Origin of the sequence: Shinella sp. NM-101 (assembly GCF_021401195.1) — a bacterium.
Taxonomy (GTDB): Bacteria; Pseudomonadota; Alphaproteobacteria; order Rhizobiales; family Rhizobiaceae; genus Shinella.
Map to the genome: position 1 here is coordinate 413,570 of NZ_JACBFT010000002.1, position 20,116 is coordinate 433,685.

20 protein-coding genes and 1 tRNA gene are annotated in these 20,116 nt (G+C 65.2%); 13 read left to right on the plus strand and 8 right to left on the minus strand.

The window, feature by feature from the left end; translation table 11 throughout:
- Positions 1–51: 51 nt before the first annotated feature.
- The gene (locus tag L0976_RS05855) at positions 52–945 is read right to left on the minus strand and encodes a DMT family transporter (protein ID WP_234186504.1); all 894 of its coding nucleotides are present in this window, start codon (positions 943–945) and stop codon (positions 52–54) included.
- A gap of 216 nt (positions 946–1,161) precedes the next feature.
- Between L0976_RS05855 and L0976_RS05860 the strand changes: the two genes are divergently transcribed.
- Both L0976_RS05860 and L0976_RS05865 read left to right on the plus strand, forming a co-directional pair.
- A complete protein-coding gene (locus L0976_RS05860; protein WP_234186505.1) occupies positions 1,162–2,457 on the plus strand; it encodes an adenylosuccinate synthase in 1,296 nt (431 codons plus the stop codon).
- A 69-nt stretch (positions 2,458–2,526) separates the two neighbouring features.
- Positions 2,527–4,806, plus strand: a complete 2,280-nt coding sequence (locus tag L0976_RS05865; protein WP_234186506.1) for a hypothetical protein — start codon at positions 2,527–2,529, stop codon at positions 4,804–4,806.
- A gap of 70 nt (positions 4,807–4,876) precedes the next feature.
- Here L0976_RS05865 and rpoH read toward each other — a convergent pair whose 3' ends face one another.
- Positions 4,877–5,782 (minus strand): RNA polymerase sigma factor RpoH, encoded by a 906-nt coding sequence (gene rpoH / locus L0976_RS05870; protein ID WP_203316003.1) that lies wholly within the window; start codon positions 5,780–5,782, stop codon positions 4,877–4,879.
- 238 nt (positions 5,783–6,020) lie between these two features.
- Positions 6,021–7,064: an RluA family pseudouridine synthase gene (locus L0976_RS05875; RefSeq protein ID WP_203316002.1), complete on the minus strand. Its 1,044-nt coding sequence runs from the start codon at positions 7,062–7,064 to the stop codon at positions 6,021–6,023.
- A 37-nt stretch (positions 7,065–7,101) separates the two neighbouring features.
- Between L0976_RS05875 and L0976_RS05880 the strand changes: the two genes are divergently transcribed.
- The gene (locus tag L0976_RS05880) at positions 7,102–7,491 is read left to right on the plus strand and encodes a hypothetical protein (protein ID WP_234186507.1); all 390 of its coding nucleotides are present in this window, start codon (positions 7,102–7,104) and stop codon (positions 7,489–7,491) included.
- Positions 7,492–7,497: 6 nt separating this feature from the next.
- The gene (locus tag L0976_RS05885; protein WP_234186508.1) at positions 7,498–8,328 is read left to right on the plus strand and encodes an RNA methyltransferase; all 831 of its coding nucleotides are present in this window, start codon (positions 7,498–7,500) and stop codon (positions 8,326–8,328) included.
- Here the strand turns inward: L0976_RS05885 and L0976_RS05890 are convergent.
- Together L0976_RS05890 and L0976_RS05895 are read right to left on the minus strand one after the other, a co-directional pair.
- Entirely contained in the window at positions 8,325–9,476 is a 1,152-nt protein-coding gene (locus L0976_RS05890; RefSeq protein ID WP_234186509.1) for a hypothetical protein, read from the minus strand. The genes L0976_RS05885 and L0976_RS05890 overlap by 4 nt on opposite strands.
- A gap of 139 nt (positions 9,477–9,615) precedes the next feature.
- Positions 9,616–10,194 carry a DUF1134 domain-containing protein gene (locus tag L0976_RS05895; RefSeq protein WP_203315999.1) on the minus strand — a complete coding sequence of 193 codons (579 nt, stop codon included), beginning with the start codon at positions 10,192–10,194 and terminating at the stop codon, positions 9,616–9,618.
- Positions 10,195–10,414: 220 nt separating this feature from the next.
- On the opposite strand from L0976_RS05895, the gene chpT reads away from it, so the two are divergent.
- Together chpT and L0976_RS05905 are read left to right on the plus strand one after the other, a co-directional pair.
- Positions 10,415–11,068, plus strand: coding sequence for a histidine phosphotransferase ChpT (chpT, locus tag L0976_RS05900; protein ID WP_203315998.1), 654 nt, complete (start codon positions 10,415–10,417; stop codon positions 11,066–11,068).
- Between the two features lie 118 nt (positions 11,069–11,186).
- Positions 11,187–11,549 (plus strand): PleD family two-component system response regulator, encoded by a 363-nt coding sequence (locus L0976_RS05905; protein WP_203315997.1) that lies wholly within the window; start codon positions 11,187–11,189, stop codon positions 11,547–11,549.
- Between the two features lie 154 nt (positions 11,550–11,703).
- Here L0976_RS05905 and ctrA read toward each other — a convergent pair whose 3' ends face one another.
- On the minus strand, positions 11,704–12,405 hold the full coding sequence (gene ctrA / locus L0976_RS05910) for a response regulator transcription factor CtrA (RefSeq protein ID WP_119256748.1): 702 nt from the start codon (positions 12,403–12,405) through the stop codon (positions 11,704–11,706).
- A 529-nt stretch (positions 12,406–12,934) separates the two neighbouring features.
- Here ctrA and L0976_RS05915 point away from each other — a divergent pair.
- Positions 12,935–13,285: a flagellar export protein FliJ gene (locus L0976_RS05915; RefSeq protein ID WP_119256749.1), complete on the plus strand. Its 351-nt coding sequence runs from the start codon at positions 12,935–12,937 to the stop codon at positions 13,283–13,285.
- 104 nt (positions 13,286–13,389) lie between these two features.
- Here L0976_RS05915 and L0976_RS05920 read toward each other — a convergent pair whose 3' ends face one another.
- Complete coding sequence (locus tag L0976_RS05920; RefSeq protein ID WP_203315996.1) at positions 13,390–13,671, minus strand: GNAT family N-acetyltransferase; 282 nt, start codon at positions 13,669–13,671, stop codon at positions 13,390–13,392.
- A 141-nt stretch (positions 13,672–13,812) separates the two neighbouring features.
- Here L0976_RS05920 and L0976_RS05925 point away from each other — a divergent pair, with 141 nt between their 5' ends.
- Positions 13,813–14,262 carry a paraquat-inducible protein A gene (locus L0976_RS05925; RefSeq protein ID WP_234186510.1) on the plus strand — a complete coding sequence of 150 codons (450 nt, stop codon included), beginning with the start codon at positions 13,813–13,815 and terminating at the stop codon, positions 14,260–14,262.
- Between the two features lie 34 nt (positions 14,263–14,296).
- Here L0976_RS05925 and L0976_RS05930 read toward each other — a convergent pair whose 3' ends face one another.
- Positions 14,297–14,572, minus strand: a complete 276-nt coding sequence (locus tag L0976_RS05930; RefSeq protein WP_023515011.1) for a DUF1153 domain-containing protein — start codon at positions 14,570–14,572, stop codon at positions 14,297–14,299.
- A 439-nt stretch (positions 14,573–15,011) separates the two neighbouring features.
- On the opposite strand from L0976_RS05930, the gene L0976_RS05935 reads away from it, so the two are divergent.
- The 5 genes from L0976_RS05935 to L0976_RS05955 all read left to right on the plus strand — a co-directional run bounded on the left by L0976_RS05935 (position 15,012) and on the right by L0976_RS05955 (position 20,058).
- Entirely contained in the window at positions 15,012–15,761 is a 750-nt protein-coding gene (locus L0976_RS05935; RefSeq protein WP_203315994.1) for a LuxR family transcriptional regulator, read from the plus strand.
- A gap of 255 nt (positions 15,762–16,016) precedes the next feature.
- The gene (gene mnmA, locus L0976_RS05940; protein WP_370643587.1) at positions 16,017–17,213 is read left to right on the plus strand and encodes a tRNA 2-thiouridine(34) synthase MnmA; all 1,197 of its coding nucleotides are present in this window, start codon (positions 16,017–16,019) and stop codon (positions 17,211–17,213) included.
- Positions 17,214–17,346: 133 nt separating this feature from the next.
- Positions 17,347–17,423, plus strand: a tRNA-Met gene (locus L0976_RS05945).
- 475 nt (positions 17,424–17,898) lie between these two features.
- A complete protein-coding gene (locus tag L0976_RS05950) occupies positions 17,899–19,113 on the plus strand; it encodes a M24 family metallopeptidase (protein ID WP_234186687.1) in 1,215 nt (404 codons plus the stop codon).
- Between the two features lie 69 nt (positions 19,114–19,182).
- On the plus strand, positions 19,183–20,058 hold the full coding sequence (locus L0976_RS05955; protein ID WP_203315992.1) for a LysR family transcriptional regulator: 876 nt from the start codon (positions 19,183–19,185) through the stop codon (positions 20,056–20,058).
- The last annotated feature ends 58 nt before the right edge of the window (positions 20,059–20,116 follow it).

Below are 20,116 nucleotides of genomic sequence, written 5' to 3' on the forward strand. Positions count from 1 at the left end.
CAAGACGAAACGAAAAAGGCCCGCCGGAACTGTCCGGCGGGTCTTTTTCGTTCAGCCCTTTCTTTCCGTCGGCCTGCCCCATTCGGCGATCGCGATGCCGCCGAGGACGAGGAGGAGGGCGACGAGGTGAAAGAGATGCATCGTCTCGCCGATCAGCAGGACCGAGAGGATGGTGCCGAAGACGGGGATGGCGTTGATGAAGAGGCCGGCCCGGTTCGCGCCGATCATTTCCACGCCGCGCACGTAGAGCACCTGCGAGAGCAGCGAGGGGAAGATGCCAGCATAGAGCACGATGGCCCAGCCGGTCGCGTCCGGGAAGATGGCATCGCCGCGCGACATTTCCCAGAGCAGGAGCGGAATGGCACTCACGAGCGCGCCGAAGACCGGGGCTGCGATGAAGCTCTGCCAGTGCAGGTCCGGCTTCCAGCGAAGCGAGACCGTGTAGGCGGCATAGACGATCCCGGCGACGAGCATCAGGGCGTCGCCGTAATTGAACTCCAGCTCCGCCAGTGCCGAGAATTCGCCATGAGCGGCTGTTACCAGAACGCCGACAAGCGTCACCGTGGAGCCGAGCACCTGGGCAAGCGAGGCCTGGATGCGGAAGAGTAGGAAGTTGAAGACGAAGATCAGCATCGGGATGCCGGCCTGCTCGATGACGGCGTTGATGGCGCTGGTATAGCCGAGCGCCGTGTAGAGCAGGGCGTTGAAGGCGGTGAAGCCGAAGACGCCGTAGAGCAGGAGCTGGAGCCAGTGCCTGCGGATCGCCGGCCAGTCGCGCCTCACCTGCGGCAGCATGAGGACGAGGATGACGACAAGCGCGACGATCCACCGGAGCGTCGTCAGCACCATGGGGCTGACATGGCCGACGGCGAGCTTGCCGGCCACCGAGTTCGCGCCCCAGAAAAGCGCGGTGATGCAAAGGTAGAAATAGGCTCTGCTGTTCAAGGCGTCGTTGTCCGGGTCGTGGGAGGGGTGCGCGGGGCGCGCCGGCGGGCGCTGCACATAAGGCGAAAAACCGCGCAATGTCATGCAAAAAGCGGATGCCGGCCGTCATAACAGGGTCGCATTCCCAAAGACAACACAGTATAGATGCGCGGGTTTGTGTCAGGCGCATGCGCGCGTAACGGTTTGCTGCGTGTCCGCGAAAACGGGAAAGATGAAATGGCAAGTGTCGTAGTTGTCGGTTCGCAATGGGGTGACGAAGGCAAGGGCAAGATTGTCGACTGGCTTTCGGAACGGGCGGAAGTGATCGTTCGCTACCAGGGCGGCCACAATGCCGGCCACACCCTTGTCATCGACGGTGTCAGCTACAAGCTGGCTTTGCTGCCTTCGGGCCTCGTGCGCGGGAAGCTCAGCGTCATCGGGAACGGCGTCGTCGTCGATCCGCACCATTTCGTCGCGGAAGTGGAAAAGCTGCGTGCCCAGGGCGTGGCGGTAACGCCAGAGGTGTTGCGCATCGCGGACAATGCGCCGCTCATCCTTTCCCTGCACCGGGACCTCGATGCGCTGCGTGAAGACGCGGCCTCCAGCAACGGCACCAAGATCGGCACGACGCGCCGCGGCATCGGCCCGGCTTATGAGGACAAGGTCGGTCGCCGCGCCATTCGCGTGATCGATCTGGCGGAGCCCGAGACGCTCCGGCCGAAGATCGAGCGGCTGCTGACCCACCACAACGCACTGCGCCGCGGCATGGGGCTCGCCGAGATTTCCGTCGAGTCGCTCGAGGCCGAGCTGACGTCGGTCGCCGCGCACATCCTGCCCTATGTCGACCGGGTCTGGGACCTCCTCGACAAGCAGCGGAAGTCCGGCGCGCGTATTCTCTTCGAAGGGGCGCAGGGCGCGCTGCTCGACAACGACCACGGCACCTACCCGTTCGTGACGTCGTCCAACACCGTTGCGGGACAGGCGGCAGCCGGTTCGGGCCTCGGCCCGACGGCGATCAGCTACGTGCTGGGGATCACGAAGGCCTACACCACCCGCGTCGGCGAGGGGCCGTTCCCCTGCGAACTGGACGACGAGATCGGCAAGCACCTTGCGACCGTCGGCCGCGAGGTGGGCGTCAATACGGGCCGTCCGCGCCGTTGCGGCTGGTTCGATGCCGTGCTGGTGCGCCAGACCGTCAAGACCAGCGGCATCACCGGCATCGCGCTCACCAAGCTCGACGTCCTCGACGGCCTCGACGAACTGAAGATCTGCGTCGGCTACAAGCTGGACGGCAAGGAGATCGATCACCTGCCGGCAAGCCAGGGCCAGCAGGCCCGCGTCGAGCCGATCTACATCACGCTGGAAGGCTGGAAGGAATCGACGGTCGGCGCGCGGAGCTGGGCAGACCTGCCGGCGCAGGCGATCAAGTATGTCCGCCAGGTCGAAGAGCTGATCGGCGCGCCCGTCGCCCTGCTTTCGACCAGCCCGGAGCGTGACGATACCATACTTGTGACCGACCCGTTTGAGGACTAATCTCAAGCTCAACACCAGTTCCGTGACCTATTCCAATAAGATAGCGCACGGGCACGACGGAAAGTTCTGATGGCGGATTTTGTAGCAGTCATTCGAAGGGCCGTGGACGGCCTCTCGGACAACAATGCCGAGATGCGGCAGAAGGTTTACGAGAAGGCCCGCGGCGCCGTCCGCCGGCAGCTCGAATCCATGAACCCGCGCCCTTCCGACGAGCTCATGAAGCGCCAGCTCGACAAGCTCGAAGCGGCGATCCTGAACGTCGAGAGCGATCACGCCGAAGCGCTCCCCGCCGAGGAGCCCGTGCCCGAACCCGTCGAGGCGGTGGTTCCGGTCGCGCCGCCGCCCGAGGAGCCCCCGGTCGAGGAACCCGTCGCCGAAGAGCCGGTTGCCGTCGCGGAGCCGGAGCCCTGGCCTGCTGAACCCGAGCCGGCGCCGCACGAAGAGCCGATCACGGAGCATCACGCGGAAGAGGGCCCCTTCGCGGAGCCCACTGCCGAGGAGCCTGTCGCCGAAGAGCCCGTTGCCGGGGAGCACTTTGCCGAAGAGCCGATCGCCGAGGAGCCGGCGATCGAGGAACCGGCGGCCGAGGCTTCGGTCGAAGAAAGCGTCGAGGAGCCCGTTTCCGAGCGTGTCGCCTGGGACGAGCCTGCGCGCGAGGAACCCGTCACCTGGGAAGAACCGGTGCGCGAGGAGCCTGTCGCCGTCGAGGCCCATACCGAGCCGTCGTGGCGGGTCGAGGCCGAGCCGGCGGAGGACTACGTGCCTTCCTGGCAAGAGCCGGTGCACGACGTCGCCGCGGAGGCTGGCGCCGAGACCGTCGAGGTGAGCGAGCCCGAGCCGCAGGCCTATCCGGTTCACGACGAGGAGGCGCCCGAGGCCGAGCCGGTGGCCGAGGCGCGCATGCCCGCGAGCGAAGCGCAGTGGGACTGGAACGAGGCGGCGGCCGCCACCATAACCGGCGAAAACCGCGAGCAGACCGCTGCCGTCGAGCCTGATCCGCTTGCCTGGGAATGGCCGGACGAAAAGGCGTCGCGGCCCGGAGCCGGATCGGCCGAGCTCGCGAAGAAAAACGACTGGGACGATCTCGACGACCTGATCGGCTTCACGCCGAAGGCGGAGCCTTCAGTCCCGGCGGCAACGTCGCCCGTGCCCGAAGCCGCTCCTGCCGGTGCCGCCGCATCCCCCGCCGGGGTGGAAGCGGCCCGCGCGCCGCAACAGCGTTCCTTCCGCGCCGAGCCGCGCAAGTCGCGCTTCAACCTCGGGGCGCTCGTTGCTACCGTCGCGCTTCTCGCGATCGTGGGCGGCGCTGGCGCGGCCTACTGGTTCAACCGCGATTCCGTGAACGGCTGGGTCAACGAGAAGATCGCCTCCTTCACCGCGCCCTCGGCCGGAACGCCGGCCGAGACCACCCCGACGACGGATACGACGGACGGCGGGGCAAGCACCGCGCCGACCGGCACCGCGCCGACGGCGGACACCGCCTCGTCCGGCACGGCCGGCAATACCGAGGTCGCCTCCGCCGCGCAGAACGCCGGCGGCAAGTTCACCCAGCGCCTGCTGACGGACGGCTCGGAAGTGGATGCAGGCCCGGCGGCGGCGCTGGACGGCGGTGCGGCGGAAGAAGGCAAGTCCGTCGCGGCGCAGTCCACGGAAACCGCGTCCGCCGAGGGCGGCGCGACGACGGACGGCCAGGCTCCTGCCGCCGGTGCCGTGAATGCCCCCCAGGCGCCGGCCGGCGCCACGACGACGGACACGCAGGCGCCTGCCGCGACCGGCGACCAGGCCGCCGCCGTCGGCGCGACGCAAAAGATGTTCCTCTACGAGGAGCGGCTCGGCCAGACGTCGCCGACGGCGATCGAAGGCACGGTCGCATGGTCGAGCGCCGAGGAATCGCCGGGCGGCGACGCCAAGCCCGAGCCGGTGGTGCGCGCGCAGATCAACGTGCCCTCGAAGGGCCTGACGGCGCTCGTCACCTTCCGCCGCAACGCGGACAAGTCGCTGCCAGCGAGCCATATCATCGAGCTGGTGTTCTCGCTGCCCGAGAACTTCGAAGGCGGCGGCATCGAAAGCGTGCAGCGCGTGGCGATGAAGCGGAATGAGCAGGATCGCGGCGACGCGCTGATCGCCGTGCCGGCCAAGATCACCGACGACTTCCACATGATCGCGCTGAACGATTTCCCCGAGGCGATCGCCAAGAACACGGAGCTTCTGCGCACGCGGGGCTGGATCGACATTCCGATCACCTATCGCAACGGCCGCCGCGCGCTGCTGACCCTCGACAAGGGCCCGGCCGGCGCCGAGGCCTTCGACACGGTGATGAAGGCGTGGGCGACGCCCGGCGGCCAGTAATATTCCCCAATGAGCACAAAAAAGGCCCGGCAGCGATGCCGGGCCTTCTGCATTTTCATTGGCGCGTGGTTTACGCGTCCTCGATGACGCGGACGGCGCGGGCCTGCTCGGCCGCGTATTTCTGCACCGCTTCCTGCACCTTCTCGAAGGCGCGGACCTCGATCTGGCGGACGCGCTCGCGGCTGATGTCGAACTCGGTGGACAGCTCTTCCAGCGTCACCGGGTCTTCGGCAAGGCGGCGGGCCTCGAAGATGCGGCGCTCGCGCTCGTTCAGCACGCCCATGGCGCGGGCGAGCATGGCGCGGCGTGTTTCGAGTTCGTCCTGCTCGATCAGCGTCTGTTCCTGGCTGTCGTGGTCGTCGACCAGCCAATCCTGCCACTGGCCGCTGTCGCCTTCCGACGCCTTGATGGGCGCGTTGAGCGAGGCGTCGCCGGACAGGCGGCGGTTCATCGAGACGACCTCGTCCTCGGAGACCTTGAGCTTGGTCGCGATCTCCTTGACCTGGTCGGGGCGCAGGTCGCCATCGTCGATGGCCTGGATCTTGCCCTTCATGCGGCGCAGGTTGAAGAACAGGCGCTTCTGGTTGGCGGTCGTGCCCATCTTCACCAGCGACCAGGACCGCAGGATATATTCCTGGATCGAGGCCTTGATCCACCACATGGCATAGGTCGCAAGGCGGAAGCCGCGTTCCGGGTCGAATTTCTTCACGGCCTGCATCAGGCCGACATTGCCCTCGGAAACGACTTCGCCGATCGGCAGGCCGTAGCCGCGATAACCCATGGCGATCTTGGCCACGAGGCGAAGGTGGCTGGTGACGAGCTGGTGCGCGGCGTTGCGGTCGCCGTGCTCCTGGTAACGCTTGGCGAGCATGTATTCCTGCTGCGGCTCAAGCATCGGAAATTTGCGGATTTCATCGAGATAGCGGTTGAGACCGCCTTCTCCGGCCGTGATCGACGGCAGCGTATTGCGGGCCATTCAGCACCCCTTTCTGAAACGGCTTCCATTCCGGCAAGCCTCGGTACGGAGCTTGATCCCGAAGACCGGATCCCCGTCAGCGACCATGCTCCCCGTGGGTCATGGCGACCCCACCGATCCTACAGATAGGTATGGCGAAACAATGTTTCAAGACGCCGCGGGCCTTCACGGCTGCGTGAAGGCGGGCAGGGAAAGGATAATGCGGCACATCCCCAAGATGGGGTCCTGCGCCGGGAAATCAAGGGTTCTGCGCCTCATCCATGGTGCGCAGCGCCCCGATCAGGCGCTCCAGGTCTTCCGGCGGCGGTGCCTCGAAATGCATGGTCTCGCCGGTCGAGGGATGCTCGAACTGCAGCAGGAAGGCGTGCAGCGCCTGGCGCCGGAAGCCGTTCACCACCTTGCGTGCCTCGTCCGGCAGGCGGTTCGCCTTGGTCTTGAAGGCCGCGCCATATTCCGGGTCGCCGATCAGCGGATGGCCGATATGGGCCATGTGCACGCGGATCTGGTGCGTGCGGCCGGTTTCCAGATGGCATTCGACCAGCGAGGCGAGGCTCGTGCCGTCCTCGGTCTCGCCGTAGCGTTCCACCACCTCGTAATGGGTGATCGCCTCGCGGGCATCGTCCGCGTCCTCGCGCTTGACGGCCCGTTTCGTGCGGTCGGCGCCGCGGCCGAGCGGGGCGTCGATCGTGCCCTTGATCTGTCGCGGGCGGCCCCAGACGATGGCCTGGTAGGCGCGTTCCAGCGGGCCGGTGCGGCCGTGGTCGGCGAACTGGTCGGAGAGGTGGCGGTGGGCCGCGTCGTTCTTGGCGACGACCATGACGCCGCTCGTCTCCTTGTCGAGCCGGTGGACGATGCCGGGGCGGCGCACGCCGCCGATGCCGGAAAGGCTTTCCCCGCAATGGTGGATGAGAGCGTTGACGAGCGTGCCCGTCCAGTTGCCGACGGCGGGATGCACGACGAGGCCGGCGGGCTTGACGAGGACGATCAGGTCGGCGTCCTCATAGAGCACGTCGAGCGGGATGTCCTCGCCCTTCGGCTCCGGGTCGCGCGGGGCGGGCATGGTGAATTCGACGACGTCGCCGGGATGCACCTTGCGCTTCGGCTCGATCATGACAGCGCCGTTGACGAGGGCCGCGCCCTCCTCGATCAGCGCCTTGATGCGGCTGCGCGAATAATCGCCGGCGAGCGTGGCGGCGAGCCAGGCATCGATGCGCCCTTCGGCGTCTTCAGGCACGGTCAGGACTTTTCTTGTGGCTTCGGCTTCTTTAAAGGGGTCGGTCATCGTTTCACTTATGCTCATTGCCGGAAGGGCGCCCGACATGTCCAATATCGAAAACGACGATCAGGAAGACAAGCCGCTCGATCCGGTGATGGAGAATGTGCGCCGCAAGATGATGCGCCTGCAACTCGTTTCGGGCGGCATCATGCTTTTGATGTTCATGGCGGTCCTTGCGGCCATTGTCTATAAGATCAGCAACCGGGATGGCAAGCCGGAAGCGGTGGCGAGCGCGGGCGGTCTGTCCGTGCCGAGCGACGCGCCCGCCAAGGCGACCGCCACGCTGCCGGCCGGCTTTGCCGTTTCGGCCGTGTCGCACTCCGCCGGGCAGATCCTGTTCTACGGCGCGATGGCCGACGGTGCGCGCAAGGCCTTCCTCTTCGACATCGCCGCCGGGCGGGTCGTCGCCGAAATCGACGTTCCGGGGAACTGATCCGGCGTGGCGGCGCAACCGGTCCGCATCGACGATCCCGGCGATCCGCGCATTGCCGGCTTCGTCTCGATCCGCGAGCGGGACCTGACGGGCCGCGACGGGCTATTCGTCGCCGAGGGCACGGTGGTGCTGCGCATGCTCGGGCAGGCGCAGGCCCGCGCCAACGGCTTTGCCGCCGAGGCCATCCTCCTTCTGGAAAACCGTCTCGCCGGGATGGGCGAGGTCCTCGCCGCCTTTCCGCCGAGCGTGCCGGTCTATGTCGCCGCGCAGGCGGTCTTCGATGCGATTGCCGGCTTCCACATGCATCGCGGCGTGCTGGCGCTCGGGCGCAGGCCGGCGGCCGAGATCGGTGCATCGCTCCTCGGCCGCCTGCCGGAGACCAGCCTGGTGCTGGCCGGCTGCGGCCTTTCCAACCATGACAATGCCGGCTCCATCTTCCGCAATGCCGCGGCCTTTGGCGCCGACGCGGTGTTTCTCGACGAAACGTCGTGCGATCCGCTCTACCGGAAGGCGATCCGGGTGTCGGTCGGCTCCGTTCTGACCGTGCCGTTCGCGCGGGGGCGCAACTCCGAAGCCATGCTGCGCGACCTGGCGGCGGCGGGTTTCGAGATATGGGGGCTTTCGCCGCGCGGCGCGGTGCCCGTCGCGGCCATTCCGGCGGCGCGGCGCATCGCGCTCGTGCTGGGAACGGAAGGCGAGGGGCTGCCGGAGACGATCCTCACCTCGTTCCGCACGGCCCGCATCCCGCAGCGCCCGGGGCTCGACAGCCTCAACGTGGCGACGGCGAGCGGCATCGCGCTCTACCAGATTGCGCTTGCGATGGGGCGGGTGGCCTAGCTCTCGTCGCGGCCGATCCGTTCGCGCACCCGCCGGGCAAGGCTGTGCTCGTCGCCGTCGAGGTCGGGGTCGATGGTGGCGATGAGATCGTGCACGGGGGAACTCGCGCCCTCGCGCGCGGCGGTCAGCACGATCATCTTGCTGGCAAGATCGGCCATCTCCTCGCGCAGGGCCGGGTCGTTGGCGTCGGACCTTGCCGCAAGGAGGCGCTCCGTCAGCGCGGTGCCCTGGTTGCGCGCCTCGTCCTCCAGCGCGGCGATGTCGATCGGGGGGACGGGCTGCATCTTCTCCGTCCGGCGGCTGGAAATGCGGCTTGCCGCGATGGACCGGGCGAGCCCGGTGGAGCGGCTTGCCTTCATCGCTTCCTTGCTTTCCGTCGTCAGCGTCTTCACTTTTTCGCGAAGGCGGTTGATTTCCGCGATGCGCCGCTCGATCGCGTTGTCCTTGTCGGCGCTGCCGGCCACCTCGCGCGTCAGCTTCGCCTCGAGCTGCCGCACGCGGCCTTCCTCGCGCGACAGGCGGATTTCGAGCGCCTTGGCCTTCTCTATGGCGGTCCTGGCCTCCTCGCGCAGCCTGTCGCGCTCGTCCTTCAGGTTGCCGATGCGGCTCTGCAGGTTCTCCATCGCCGTGTCGCGGGTGGCGAGGTCTATCTTCATGTTGTCGATCTCGGCGTGCAGATGATCGATGCTGTTCTGCAGCGTGTCGATCTCGGCCGTCCGCGCGCGAATCTCGCGGTCGGCGGCGGAGAGGGCGCTTTTCAGTTGCTCGCTCTTCATCTCCTCGCGCCGCAGCGTCGAGCGCATGTCGCCGGCCTCGATGTTCATGTCGGCGATCTGCGCGTGGAGTTCGGCATTCTCCGTGCCGATCGCGCCGGCCGCGGCCATCAGCTTCTCGTTCCGCACCATTTCGAGCGTGAGCTTTTCACGTTCGCGCCTGACGTTCTGGGAGAGGCGGGCGTTTTCGGCCGCATAGGCGGCGCGCGCCATGTCCTTCTGCGCGCGCACTTCCTGCGGGCTCAGCGGCATGGTGGCGCGCATCCGCGCCTCGGTGAACCTGACGATTCGTTTCTGGATGGCCGGCGCGACGAGCAGGCCGGCAAGCGTGGCGGCGAGAAAGCCGAGCGCGAAGAGAAGGGCGTACTCGATCACGGATCCACTCGTTCCAAACATGGCCCAAAACGGGTCCCGAACGAGCGCACTATAGCGGCTCGTTCCGGCTTGCACAGGGGGGCGCGCCCGCGAAATCGACGCCCGGTCGTCAGACGGGCGGGGCGCCGGTTTCATTCGTTCAGAAGGGATTCCAGGTCGGCTGGCGCGTCAGCTTGAGGTAGCCGGCGCTGATGCCGATGCGGGCGCCGACGCCGGTGCGGATCGGCACGAGCACGATGTCGTTGTTGACATTGACCTGCATGCCGAGGCCGGCGATCACGTAGACCGAGCCGGAGACGCCGCCGAAACGGGTAAAGAGCGCATTGACGTCGGGCAGATTGTAGACGAGCATCATGGTGCGGCTGCCCTGACCGCCCCAGTCGAGGCCGAGGGAGGGGCCCTGCCAGAAGACCGAGTGCTGGCCGGCATTCTTGGTGTTGAGCGTGCCTTCGCCGTAGGTCAGGCCGGCGACGAAGGCGCCCGAGCCCTCCTGGCCGAGGATGTAGCCGTTCGGCAGGCCGTAGGATTCGAAGGCGCGCTCGACCAGCTTGGCAAGGCCGCCGGACGTCTCGCCGAAGAAGCCGTGGCCGGCGTCGACGATCTCCTGCATGGAATATTGGCTGCTTTGCTGCGCGGCGGCCGGCAAGGCAAGCAGGAAGGTCATGCAAGCCGCCGCAACGACCGCGAATGCCTTCGTGACCAGATTTGAAATACCCATGTCCCGTTCGCCTTCCTTGATGTCTCGGCCCCGTTCCATGCAGCAATTTGACCCGATGGTCTTAACAATCGGTTTACCAAATGTGGTGTCATTATGGCTGTCTTGAAATCGAGCACGCCTCGCGCAATTTCGGCGTGCTATGCGTCGCGCGGAATGTGCCCGCGTGCGCCTTGCGAAAGGCGTCCCGCGATGAACGAATGCGTGGATCTGGGAGAATTTTATGGCGAAAAATCCGAACCTCACGCTGACCGGTCCCGATCTGGCAGCGCTTTTGTGCAGCCGCGTCTGCCATGACGTCATCTCGCCGGTCGGGGCGATCAACAACGGCCTCGAACTGCTCGACGAGGGCGGGGCCGATGCCGAGGCCATGGACCTCATCCGCACCAGCGCGCTGAATGCGTCGGTCCGGCTGAAGTTCGCACGCCTCGCCTTCGGTGCTTCCGGCTCCGTCGGCGCGTCCATCGACACGGGCGAGGCGGAAAAGGCCGCGCGCGACTTCGCCGCCGCCGAGAAGAAGACGGAGATCACCTGGTCCGGCCCGCGCGCCATCGTCGCGAAGAACAGGGTCAAGCTGCTGCTCAACCTGTTCCTCGTCGCCTACGGCGCCATTCCGCGCGGCGGCTCGATCGACGTGACGCTGGAAAACCCGGAATTCGACGCGGTGTTCAAGCTGGCCGTGAAGGGGCGCATGCTGCGGGTGCCGCCGAAGTTCACGGAAATCCTGTCCGGCACGCCGGAAGAGGCGGTCGATGCCCATTCCATCCAGCCCTACTACACCGTGCTGCTCGCCGACGAGGCCGGCATGGAGCTGGATGTCGAGGTCAACCCGGAAGAGATCGTCTTCAGCGCCCGCACGGTTGCGGCATCCGAGTGAGATTGCCGGCGGCCGTGGTCCGTTAACCATGGCCGCTAACGCTTTGTTTGCCAGGCGCCGGTAGAGTTGCAGGCTGTATCGTTCCCGTTTAGCGGACGGGAGACCCTAGGAGCAGCTAATGCAGCGGTTGATGATCGCCGACGGTTCCGATGTCGTCCGGAAGGTCGGCAAGCGTATTCTTTCCGGTTTCGATTTCCTCGTGCTGGAAGCCTCGAGTTCGCTCGAGGCGCTGGTGCGCTGCGAGGCGGAACTGCCCAACATCCTGATCGTCGATTCCACCATGGACGGCGCTCTCGAACTGATCGGCAATATCCGCAACCTGCCGCAGGGCAAGTCGGTGCGCATCTACTATTGCGTCGTCGAGGCCGACCTCAAGAAGATGATGATGGGCAAGCGCGCCGGCGCGGACGACTTCCTGCTGAAGCCGTTCGACCGCAAGATCCTTACCCAGGTCTTCGGCAATCTCTCGATCGCCGCCTGAAGCGATCGCCCATAGCCAAAGCAAAAGCGGCCGCTCCCGAGGGAGCCGGCCGCTTTTTTGTTTATTTCGCCGGTGCCATGGAAGCTCCGGCATCGGCGCAAAAGAAAACCCGCCGGCGAGCGGCGGGTCGAATGCGGGAGCGGGGAGGGTGCCGTCAGGCGCTTTCGAGATAGTCGCCGCCCTCGGGCTCGCGCAGCACATAGCCGCGACCCCAGACCGTCTCGATATAGTTGGCGCCGCCGGCGGCGTTCGCCAGCTTCTTGCGCAGCTTGCAGATGAAGACGTCGATGATCTTCAGTTCCGGCTCGTCCATGCCGCCATAGAGGTGGTTGAGGAACATTTCCTTGGTGAGCGTCGTGCCCTTGCGCAGCGAGAGCAGCTCGAGCATCTGGTATTCCTTGCCCGTCAGGTGCACGCGCTGGCCGCCGACCTCGACCGTCTTGGCGTCGAGGTTGACGATGAGCTCGCCCGTCGAGATGACCGACTGGGCATGGCCCTTGGAGCGGCGCACGATGGCGTGGATGCGGGCGACGAGCTCGTCCTTGTGGAACGGCTTCGTCATGTAGTCGTCGGCGCCGAAGCCGAGGCCGCGCACCTTGTCCTCGATGCCGGCCATGCCGGAGAGGATGAGGATCGGCGTCTTGACCTTGGAAAGGCGCAGCGTGCGCAGAACCTCGTAACCCGACATGTCGGGGAGGTTGAGGTCGAGCAAGATGATGTCGTAATCGTACAACTTGCCCAGGTCGACACCTTCCTCGCCGAGGTCGGTGGTATACACATTAAAACTTTCGGACTTCAGCATCAGCTCGATGCTCTGCGCCGTGGCGCTATCGTCCTCAATGAGTAGAACCCGCATATCTGTCCCCTTTTCCGCCGCTCAAGGTATCTGGCCCCCTACGCGATACGGATCCAGTCGTTGCCTGATTTGGAGGCTGCCACGAAATGGTTAACAAATCCTGATTCACTTTGGCAAGGTGTATCGATCTGTTAATTATTTTAGGCAGACTCCTGATTTCATACATGAATCAGAATTGTGTCTCTTAAGATTTCGCTTTAGGAAACACGGTTAACCGACTCTTTCGACTCAGCAATGCGACCCACCTTCTTTTTTGCGAATCGTATTTACGGAGCCTTAAATCATCGGGCCTATGATTAACGATGCCCGTAAACGAAAGGTTACCAGCGGTAGGATTTTATTAATCTCGCTGGATTTTTTCACGGTTCGGCAGGGTTTGCCGGGTTACGGGAGGAATGCCGGTCTCCGGCGCGCGGCCGAACCTCGCGCTTCGGGTACTGATTTGGAATGCCGGGTGGGAGGTTCGCCAGCGTTTTCGGCGGCCTTTCGCTCCAATGCCGGGGTCTCGCTATCCACGGGAGTATTGCGTATGAAGTCGCGTGAGAGCCTAGTTCGCCTGAAGGAATTTCAGGTGAAAGACAAGAGACGGCAGCTGGCCCAGCTTCAGCTCATGATGTCCGAATTCGAACGGATGTCGAAGGAGCTGGAAAGCCAGATCGCCATCGAAGAGAAGAAGTCCGGGATCACCGATCCGGGCCACTTCGCCTATCCGACCTTCGCCAAGGCGGCGCGGCAGCGTTCCGACAACCTCCAGGTCTCCATAAGGGAGCTGAAGGTGCAGCAGGATGCGGCCGAACTGGCACTGGAAGAGGCGGAGGCGGAATTCGCCAAGGCTTCGGCGCTGGAAGAGCGCGACAACGCGGTCCGGATGCGCGCCTGATCCAGGTGCCATCCTGAAGAACCCTCGCGAGCGGCCGAAAGACCGCTCACGAGGGCTCTTCGCGTTTTTTCAAGGCTTGTTGCGTCCCTGTCGCAAGGCCGGCGTCAGAGATTGACGACGTCCTGCCAGTCCTTGTGGCGCATGGCCTGCGCCCGGAAGAAGGGGCAGAGCGGCATGATCTTCCAGCCGCCCTTGCGGGCCTCTTCCACGGCATGGGCCGCCAGCGCCTGGCCGACGCCCTTGCCGCGCAGCGCATCCGGTACGCCGGTATGGTCGACGATCACGAGTTGCGGCGACGTGCGGGAATAGGTCATCTCCGCCTCGTGCCCCTCGACGACCGCGTAGTAGCGGCCCTTCGTGCCGTTGTCCTCGTGCAGGATGTCCATGGCGTGCTCCTTGCTGCCGTTGCGTCGGGACCATCCTTTCCCGTCCCGCCGTTTCCCGCAAGGTGCGCGGTGTGAACAGTGCGTGCTGCATCGAAGCGGCCGCGATGGTATGCAACGGGGAATCGAAACCGCGAAACCGCCATGATCCTTGTCGTTCCCGCCCTTCTCGTCCTGTCGGCGCTGTGTCTGGCCTTCGGCCTCGTGCTGCCGCTGGTGCGGTTCGAAAAACTCTACTTCTTCGACGAGACGCCCTCGCTGGTCGACGTCGTCGTCTCGATCTGGCAGCAGGGGAACGGCGGGCTTGCGGTGCTGGTCGGGCTCTTTTCCATCGTCTTTCCGGTCGTGAAGCTGTTCGGCATCGCGCTGGAGGCGACCGCGCCCTCCCGGCCGGGCGACACGGCGGGCCTGCTCTCCCGGCTGCTGCCGGTGCTCGGAAAATGGTCGATGATGGACGTGATGCTGGTGGCGCTGGTCATCGTCGCGGCGAAGACGAGCGGCATGGCCTCCGCCTTCACGCAGCCGGGCCTCTGGTTCTATGCCGCCTCGGCGATCATGACCGGCCTTCTGCAAATGAAACTGCGGCCGCATTGAGCGGCCGCAGGGTCGTGACGGGAAATGGAGCTGCCTAGTGGCGGTACTGCTGGATGCGCGTCGTGCGCAGGCCGGCCAGGCCATGGTCGTTGATGGAGGATTGCCAGGACAGGAATTCTTCGACCGTCAGCGTGTAGCGTTCGCAGGCTTCTTCGAGGCTGAGGAGCCCGCCGCGTACGGCGGCGACGACTTCTGCCTTCCGGCGAATCACCCAGCGCCGCGTGTTGGCCGGCGGCAGATCGGCGATCGTCAGGGGGCTGCCATCGGGGCCGATGACGTATTTCACGCGGGGTCGTATCAGATCGGTCATTGGACTCTCTACATATACTCAAGACCATATGCGGGGACTGTAGCCCGCCACATTTAAGATTTGCCTAAGCGCATGCTAACAATTTTCTAATCTTTTGAGCGGCTTCGCCGGAGCAGCCGGCCTTCGCACACCGCTGCCTCCCCTAACGTGGGGCGGATTTCCCTCCGCCCGGCCCGCATGGGAGCCATGCAAATATTTCATTTCCATTTGAATCAAATACTGCTAATACGCGCCAAAATTCGGAGGCGGCGTCGGATCGATGCCACCGGAAGCCTCCAGGACGCATCCAAATGAATTGCCTCCGCGAGCTGTTTCCCATCGGGATATGGCTTCCGCGGCGTTTTTCGTCGCCGCCGGTCTGTCGGGGTGCGCCTGAAATTTTCCGAACCGAGAATGCACACAAGCCCGGCGCCCGCGCGCCGGTTGTTGGAAACGGAAAATGAGAGACCCAGACAACACGCTCTTGCAGCAGGGTTGGTCGCCAGAATTCCTCTCTTCGGCCAATATCGAATCCGTGCAGACCGAATACGAGGTCCTGCACCTCATGCGGCAGTGCGCCAGCCATTTCAGCTTCAGCCACTTCCTGGTGGCGCGCTTCCCGGCCAACCAGCAGCAGCGCTTCGCCGAGCGCCTGCTCGTCAGCAACTGGCCGGCCGACCTCGTGCGCAAGTACGATGCCATGAACCTCTTCCACGTCAGCCGGCTGGCTCTCGATACCGGCATGACCAAGCTGCCGGTGCAGGGCGACAGCGCGCTGCTGGCCCCGGCCGACTGGGAAAGCGCGCAGGCCGGCGAGGCGATCGCGCTTGCCGAAAGCTACGGGCTTTCCGCCTCCACGGCCCTGCTGCTGCATTCCACGACGTCCGATCCCTATCTGATGGTGTTTTCCGGCACGCGCCCGCCGCTTGCCCGCCCGGAGCTGACGGAACTGCATTTCGCCGCCCTCCAGCTTTTCGAATGCCTCGAGAAGACCTTCGTCTCGGCGACGGCGAGCCGCGAGAAGCTTTCCAGCCGCGAGGTCGAGTGTCTGCGCTGGGCGGCGGCCGGCAAGAGCAGCGACGAGATCGCCATCATCCTCGGCATCTCGGTCTATACGGTAAGCAGCTATTTCAAGAGCGCCACCCGCAAGCTGCAGGCCGTCAACCGCATGCAGGCCATCGCCATCGCCCTGCGTCTGCGCTTGATCTGACTTCGACCGGAGGTCGTTTCCGGCGCGGCAAAGGACGAGGTTTCCGGCCTTCTCTTGCTCTCGGAGCGGCAAGTTTCTATATGTCGCCGGGAAAGGCATTCTGCCGATTGCAGAACGTCAAGTCTGGCCGGTTTCGGCCGAGAGCAGTTCCGGCGGATATGTGCAGCAGCCTTGCATCCGGAACTGCGTGAAGCCAACCAAGTCAAAGGTGCCGCCGCCCGCCACGGGTGGAAGCAGCACCGGAACGGACCTCGCGTGAACAGTCTCGATTTCGATCGCAAGCCGGAAGATACGCGCGTCGTCGTCGCCATGTCGGGCGGCGTCGACAGTTCCGTGGTGGCCGGGATCCTCAAGCGCGAGGGCTATGACGTTCTCGGCATCACCCTGCAGCTCTACGATCACGGCGCCGCCGTGCACCGTGCCGGCTCCTGCTGCGCCGGACAGGACATCGACGATGCGCGCCGCGTCTGCGAAACGCTCGGCATCCCGCATTACGTCCTCGATTATGAAAAGCGGTTCCGCGAGACTGTTATCAACCCCTTCGCCGAAAGCTACATTGCCGGCGAGACGCCGATCCCCTGCGTTGCCTGCAACCAGACCGTCAAGTTCGCCGATCTGCTCGCCACCGCCAAGGACCTCGGCGCGGATGCGCTGGCGACGGGCCACTATATCCGCTCGCGCCCCAACCCCGCGCCTGGCGCGCCGCACCGCCGCGCACTCTACCGGCCTGTCGATGCGGAGCGCGACCAGAGCTACTTCCTCTTCGCGACCACGCAGGAACAGATCGACTACCTGCGCTTCCCGCTCGGCCATCTTTCCAAGGCCGAGACGCGGGCGCTCGCCGAGGACATGGGGCTCGTCGTCGCCAAGAAGGCCGACAGCCAGGACATCTGCTTCGTGCCGCAGGGCAAGTATTCGGACATCGTCAACAAGCTGAAGCCGAACGCGGCGCTCGCCGGCGAGATCGTGCATATCGACGGCCGCGTGCTCGGCCGGCACGAGGGCATCCTGCACTACACGATCGGCCAGCGCCGCGGCATCGGCATCGCGACCGGCGAGCCGCTCTATGTCGTCTATCTCGACGCGCGCTCGCGCCGCGTCATCGTCGGGCCGAAGGAGGCGCTGGAAACGCGCCGCCTCTATCTGCGCGATATCAACTGGCTGGGCGACGGCGATCTCGATACGGTCGCCGCCGCCGGCTTCGAATGCTACGCCAAGGTGCGCTCCACGCGCCCGCCGCGTCCCGCGCGCCTGAAGGCGAACGAGGGGGGCATCTATGTGGAGCTCGCCGAGGGCGAGCCCGGCGTCGCCCCCGGCCAGGCCTGCGCGCTCTATTCCGGCCAGGGCGAGGACGCCCGCATCTATGGCGGCGGCTTCATCCTGCGCTCGGAACGGGAGGCGGCTGCCGAGGATGCCCTCAAGCGCATCCTTTCCACGCCGGTGGCGGCCTGAGGCGCCGCGCCCGGCAAAGCCCTTGCGGACAAAGCGATTTTTCTTCGAACCTCGCTTGACACCCCCGGGAACCCCGCCTTATAAGCCGCGCACCGGACGGAAACGGACATCGCTCTCGATCGTCCCTTCGGGCGGCGGAGTAGCTCAGTAGGTTAGAGCAGAGGAATCATAATCCTTGTGTCGGGGGTTCGAATCCCTCCTCCGCTACCATTCTTCCCCAAATCCATGCACATATACGACCCGAGATTCCTTCGCGGTTCGGCGACGGTAATGCTTGTCGAAATCCGCATTCGGATGGTTTCGATTGCGCATCTTTTCCGTGCGCCGGTTGCCGGGCGAGGGGGGAGGCGAACTTCGGGCGGGTGCCCTTCATGACGGTCGGGCCGCGGTCTTGTCCGTTTCCGGCGACAACGTAACCAATTGCGCGCTCCATCATGGGCTGTCCCCCTCCTCGACAGACGGCTGATCAGCCGGAAACATACGGTGCGACTGCAAGTCGACGGAAATTTCATTCGCAAATGCCGGCATTAGCGCCGGCCTTCCGATCGAGCGCTTGCAAATCCCTTATGGCCGCATTGGAACTTCTAATTTTCCAGCGGCGGTGAAGCTTCCTACCCTGTGCCTCGTCAAACGGCGCGATTGGCCGCGGAGAAGGAGTTTTCACATGAACATGTTTGCGCGGGGGATGCCCAACCAGCTTCTGCGGCTGCAGGAGATGCACAATGGCAAGAAGGTACAGCCGACCTTCTCGGCGGGCGAGATGGAGCGGCGGCAGAACGCGATGCGCCGCATCCTGGAAGAACTGAAGCTCGATGCGGCGATCCTGACCTCGTATCACAACATCTGCTACTTCTCCGATTTCCTCTATTGCTCCTTCGGCCGGCGCTACGCCTTCGTCATCACGCCGGAAAAGGCCACCTCCGTTTCCGCCGGCATCGATGCCGGCCAGCCCTGGCGCCGCACCTTCGGCGACAACATCACCTATACGGACTGGCAGCGCGACAATTTCTTCCATGCCCTGCAAACGCTCCTGCCGAAGGCTTCGCGCATCGGCATCGAGTTCGATCAGGTCGATCTCGAGCTGCGCCGCCTGCTGGAAGAGGCCTTCCCGAATGTCGAATTCGTCGACATCGGCTCGCCGACCATGTGGCTGCGCACGATCAAGTCGGACGAGGAGATCGCCCTCATCAAGGAAGGCGCCGCGACCGCCGATGTCGGCGGGGCCGCCGTCGCGAAGGCGGTGCGCGAGGGCGTGCCGGAATACGAGGTGGCGCTCGCCGGCACGCAGGCCATGGTCCGCCATATCGCAAGCCGCTTCCCCCATGCCGAGCTGATGGACACCTGGGTCTGGTTCCAGTCGGGCATCAACACCGACGGGGCGCACAATCCCGTCACCTCGCGCCGCGTCGAGAAGGGCGACATCCTCTCGCTCAACTGCTTCCCGATGATATCAGGCTACTATACGGCGCTGGAACGTACGCTGTTCCTCGACCATGCCAGCGACGAGCACCTGCGCATCTGGGAGATCAACTGCGCTGTGCACCGTCGGGGCCTCGAACTGCTCAAGCCCGGCGCGCGCTGCGGCGATGTGGCGGCGGAGCTCAACGAGATCTACCGCGATCACGGCCTGCTCGGCTACCGCTCCTTCGGCTACGGCCATTCCTTCGGCGTGCTCTCGCATTATTACGGCCGCGAGGCGGGCGTGGAGTTGCGCGAGGACATCAACACGGTGCTCCAGCCGGGCATGGTGGTCTCCATGGAGCCGATGCTGACCATTCCGGACGGCATGCCTGGGGCCGGCGGCTACCGCGAGCACGACATCCTGGTCATGACCGAAACCGGCAGCGAGAACATCACGGGCTTCCCCTTCGGTCCGGAGCATAATATCCTCCCCGCCTGACCCCGTCCGCGGGCAACTTGGAACGGGCCGTCCGATCGGCCCGTTTCCTTTTGGAAGCGGTGCCGCCCCGTGAGAAACATCCCGACCGACCTTCTTCGCACCTTCCTGGCGGTCATCGACCTGCGCAGCCACACGCGCGCCGCCGAACAGCTCGGCCGCACCCAGCCGGCCATCAGCCTTCAGATGAAGAAGCTGCAGGAACTGCTCAACGTTTCCCTCTTCACCAAGGATGCCAGCGCCCAGCCGACCGAGGCGGGCGAGCTTGTCGCGAGCTATGCCCGGCAGATGCTGGCGCTCAACGACGAGATGGTGCTGCGCCTGTCGCGGCGCGACCAGCACGGCAAGATCCGCCTCGGCATTCCCAACGACTATGCCGATCATTTCCTGCCGAAGCTGATGCCGCGCCTTGCGCGCAGCGGCCACGACTTCCGCTTCGAGGTCGTCTGCGATCTCTCCCACGTTCTCCTCCAGGGGCTGCGCAACGGGCTCTACGACCTCGTCGTGGCGATGACGCCGGACGGGCCGGCGGAAGGCGCGTTCATGACCTGGAAGGAGCCCCTCGCCTGGGTGGGCGACAGCTCGACCTCGCTCGTCACCGACGGCGGCGGCAACCTGCGCATCGTCTGCTATCCGGAGGGTTGCCTCTACCGGCGGGCGATGCTGACGGCGCTGCAACGCGACGGGCGCGGCTACGATCTCGTCTATACCAGCCCCAGCCTTTCCGGCCTGGAGGCGGCGGTCGGCTCCGGCTTCGGCAATACGGTCCTCGCCCGCCGCATCCTGCCGCCGAAGCTTGCAACGCTCGATGATGCCCTCGGCCTGCCGAGGCTCGCGGACGTCGTCGTCGGTATCTACCTGAGCTCGGACCGCAAGCGCTCCGCGGTGGCGGAGAGCTTTGCCGCGCATTTTGCCGATGCGTTTCTCGCGGGGACCGGCAGCCTGTGATCGGGCCAGCCGCATGGCCGGCGGGAATGCGAGGAAAAATTCCTTATTGCAACCATGG

Bases quoted from the DNA above. Each gene is read 5' to 3' on its own strand.
- L0976_RS05860 (WP_234186505.1), top strand. From the start codon at position 1,162: ATGGCAAGTGTCGTAGTTGTCGGTTCGCAATGGGGTGACGAAGGCAAG.
- L0976_RS05865 (WP_234186506.1), top strand. From the start codon at position 2,527: ATGGCGGATTTTGTAGCAGTCATTCGAAGGGCCGTGGACGGCCTCTCG.
- rpoH (WP_203316003.1), bottom strand. From the start codon at position 5,782: ATGGCCCGCAATACGCTGCCGTCGATCACGGCCGGAGAAGGCGGTCTC.
- L0976_RS05875 (WP_203316002.1), bottom strand. From the start codon at position 7,064: ATGACCGACCCCTTTAAAGAAGCCGAAGCCACAAGAAAAGTCCTGACC.
- L0976_RS05880 (WP_234186507.1), top strand. From the start codon at position 7,102: ATGTCCAATATCGAAAACGACGATCAGGAAGACAAGCCGCTCGATCCG.
- L0976_RS05895 (WP_203315999.1), bottom strand. From the start codon at position 10,194: ATGGGTATTTCAAATCTGGTCACGAAGGCATTCGCGGTCGTTGCGGCG.
- chpT (WP_203315998.1), top strand. From the start codon at position 10,415: ATGGCGAAAAATCCGAACCTCACGCTGACCGGTCCCGATCTGGCAGCG.
- L0976_RS05905 (WP_203315997.1), top strand. From the start codon at position 11,187: ATGCAGCGGTTGATGATCGCCGACGGTTCCGATGTCGTCCGGAAGGTC.
- ctrA (WP_119256748.1), bottom strand. From the start codon at position 12,405: ATGCGGGTTCTACTCATTGAGGACGATAGCGCCACGGCGCAGAGCATC.
- L0976_RS05915 (WP_119256749.1), top strand. From the start codon at position 12,935: ATGAAGTCGCGTGAGAGCCTAGTTCGCCTGAAGGAATTTCAGGTGAAA.
- L0976_RS05920 (WP_203315996.1), bottom strand. From the start codon at position 13,671: ATGGACATCCTGCACGAGGACAACGGCACGAAGGGCCGCTACTACGCG.
- L0976_RS05925 (WP_234186510.1), top strand. From the start codon at position 13,813: ATGATCCTTGTCGTTCCCGCCCTTCTCGTCCTGTCGGCGCTGTGTCTG.
- L0976_RS05930 (WP_023515011.1), bottom strand. From the start codon at position 14,572: ATGACCGATCTGATACGACCCCGCGTGAAATACGTCATCGGCCCCGAT.
- L0976_RS05935 (WP_203315994.1), top strand. From the start codon at position 15,012: ATGAGAGACCCAGACAACACGCTCTTGCAGCAGGGTTGGTCGCCAGAA.
- L0976_RS05950 (WP_234186687.1), top strand. From the start codon at position 17,899: ATGCCCAACCAGCTTCTGCGGCTGCAGGAGATGCACAATGGCAAGAAG.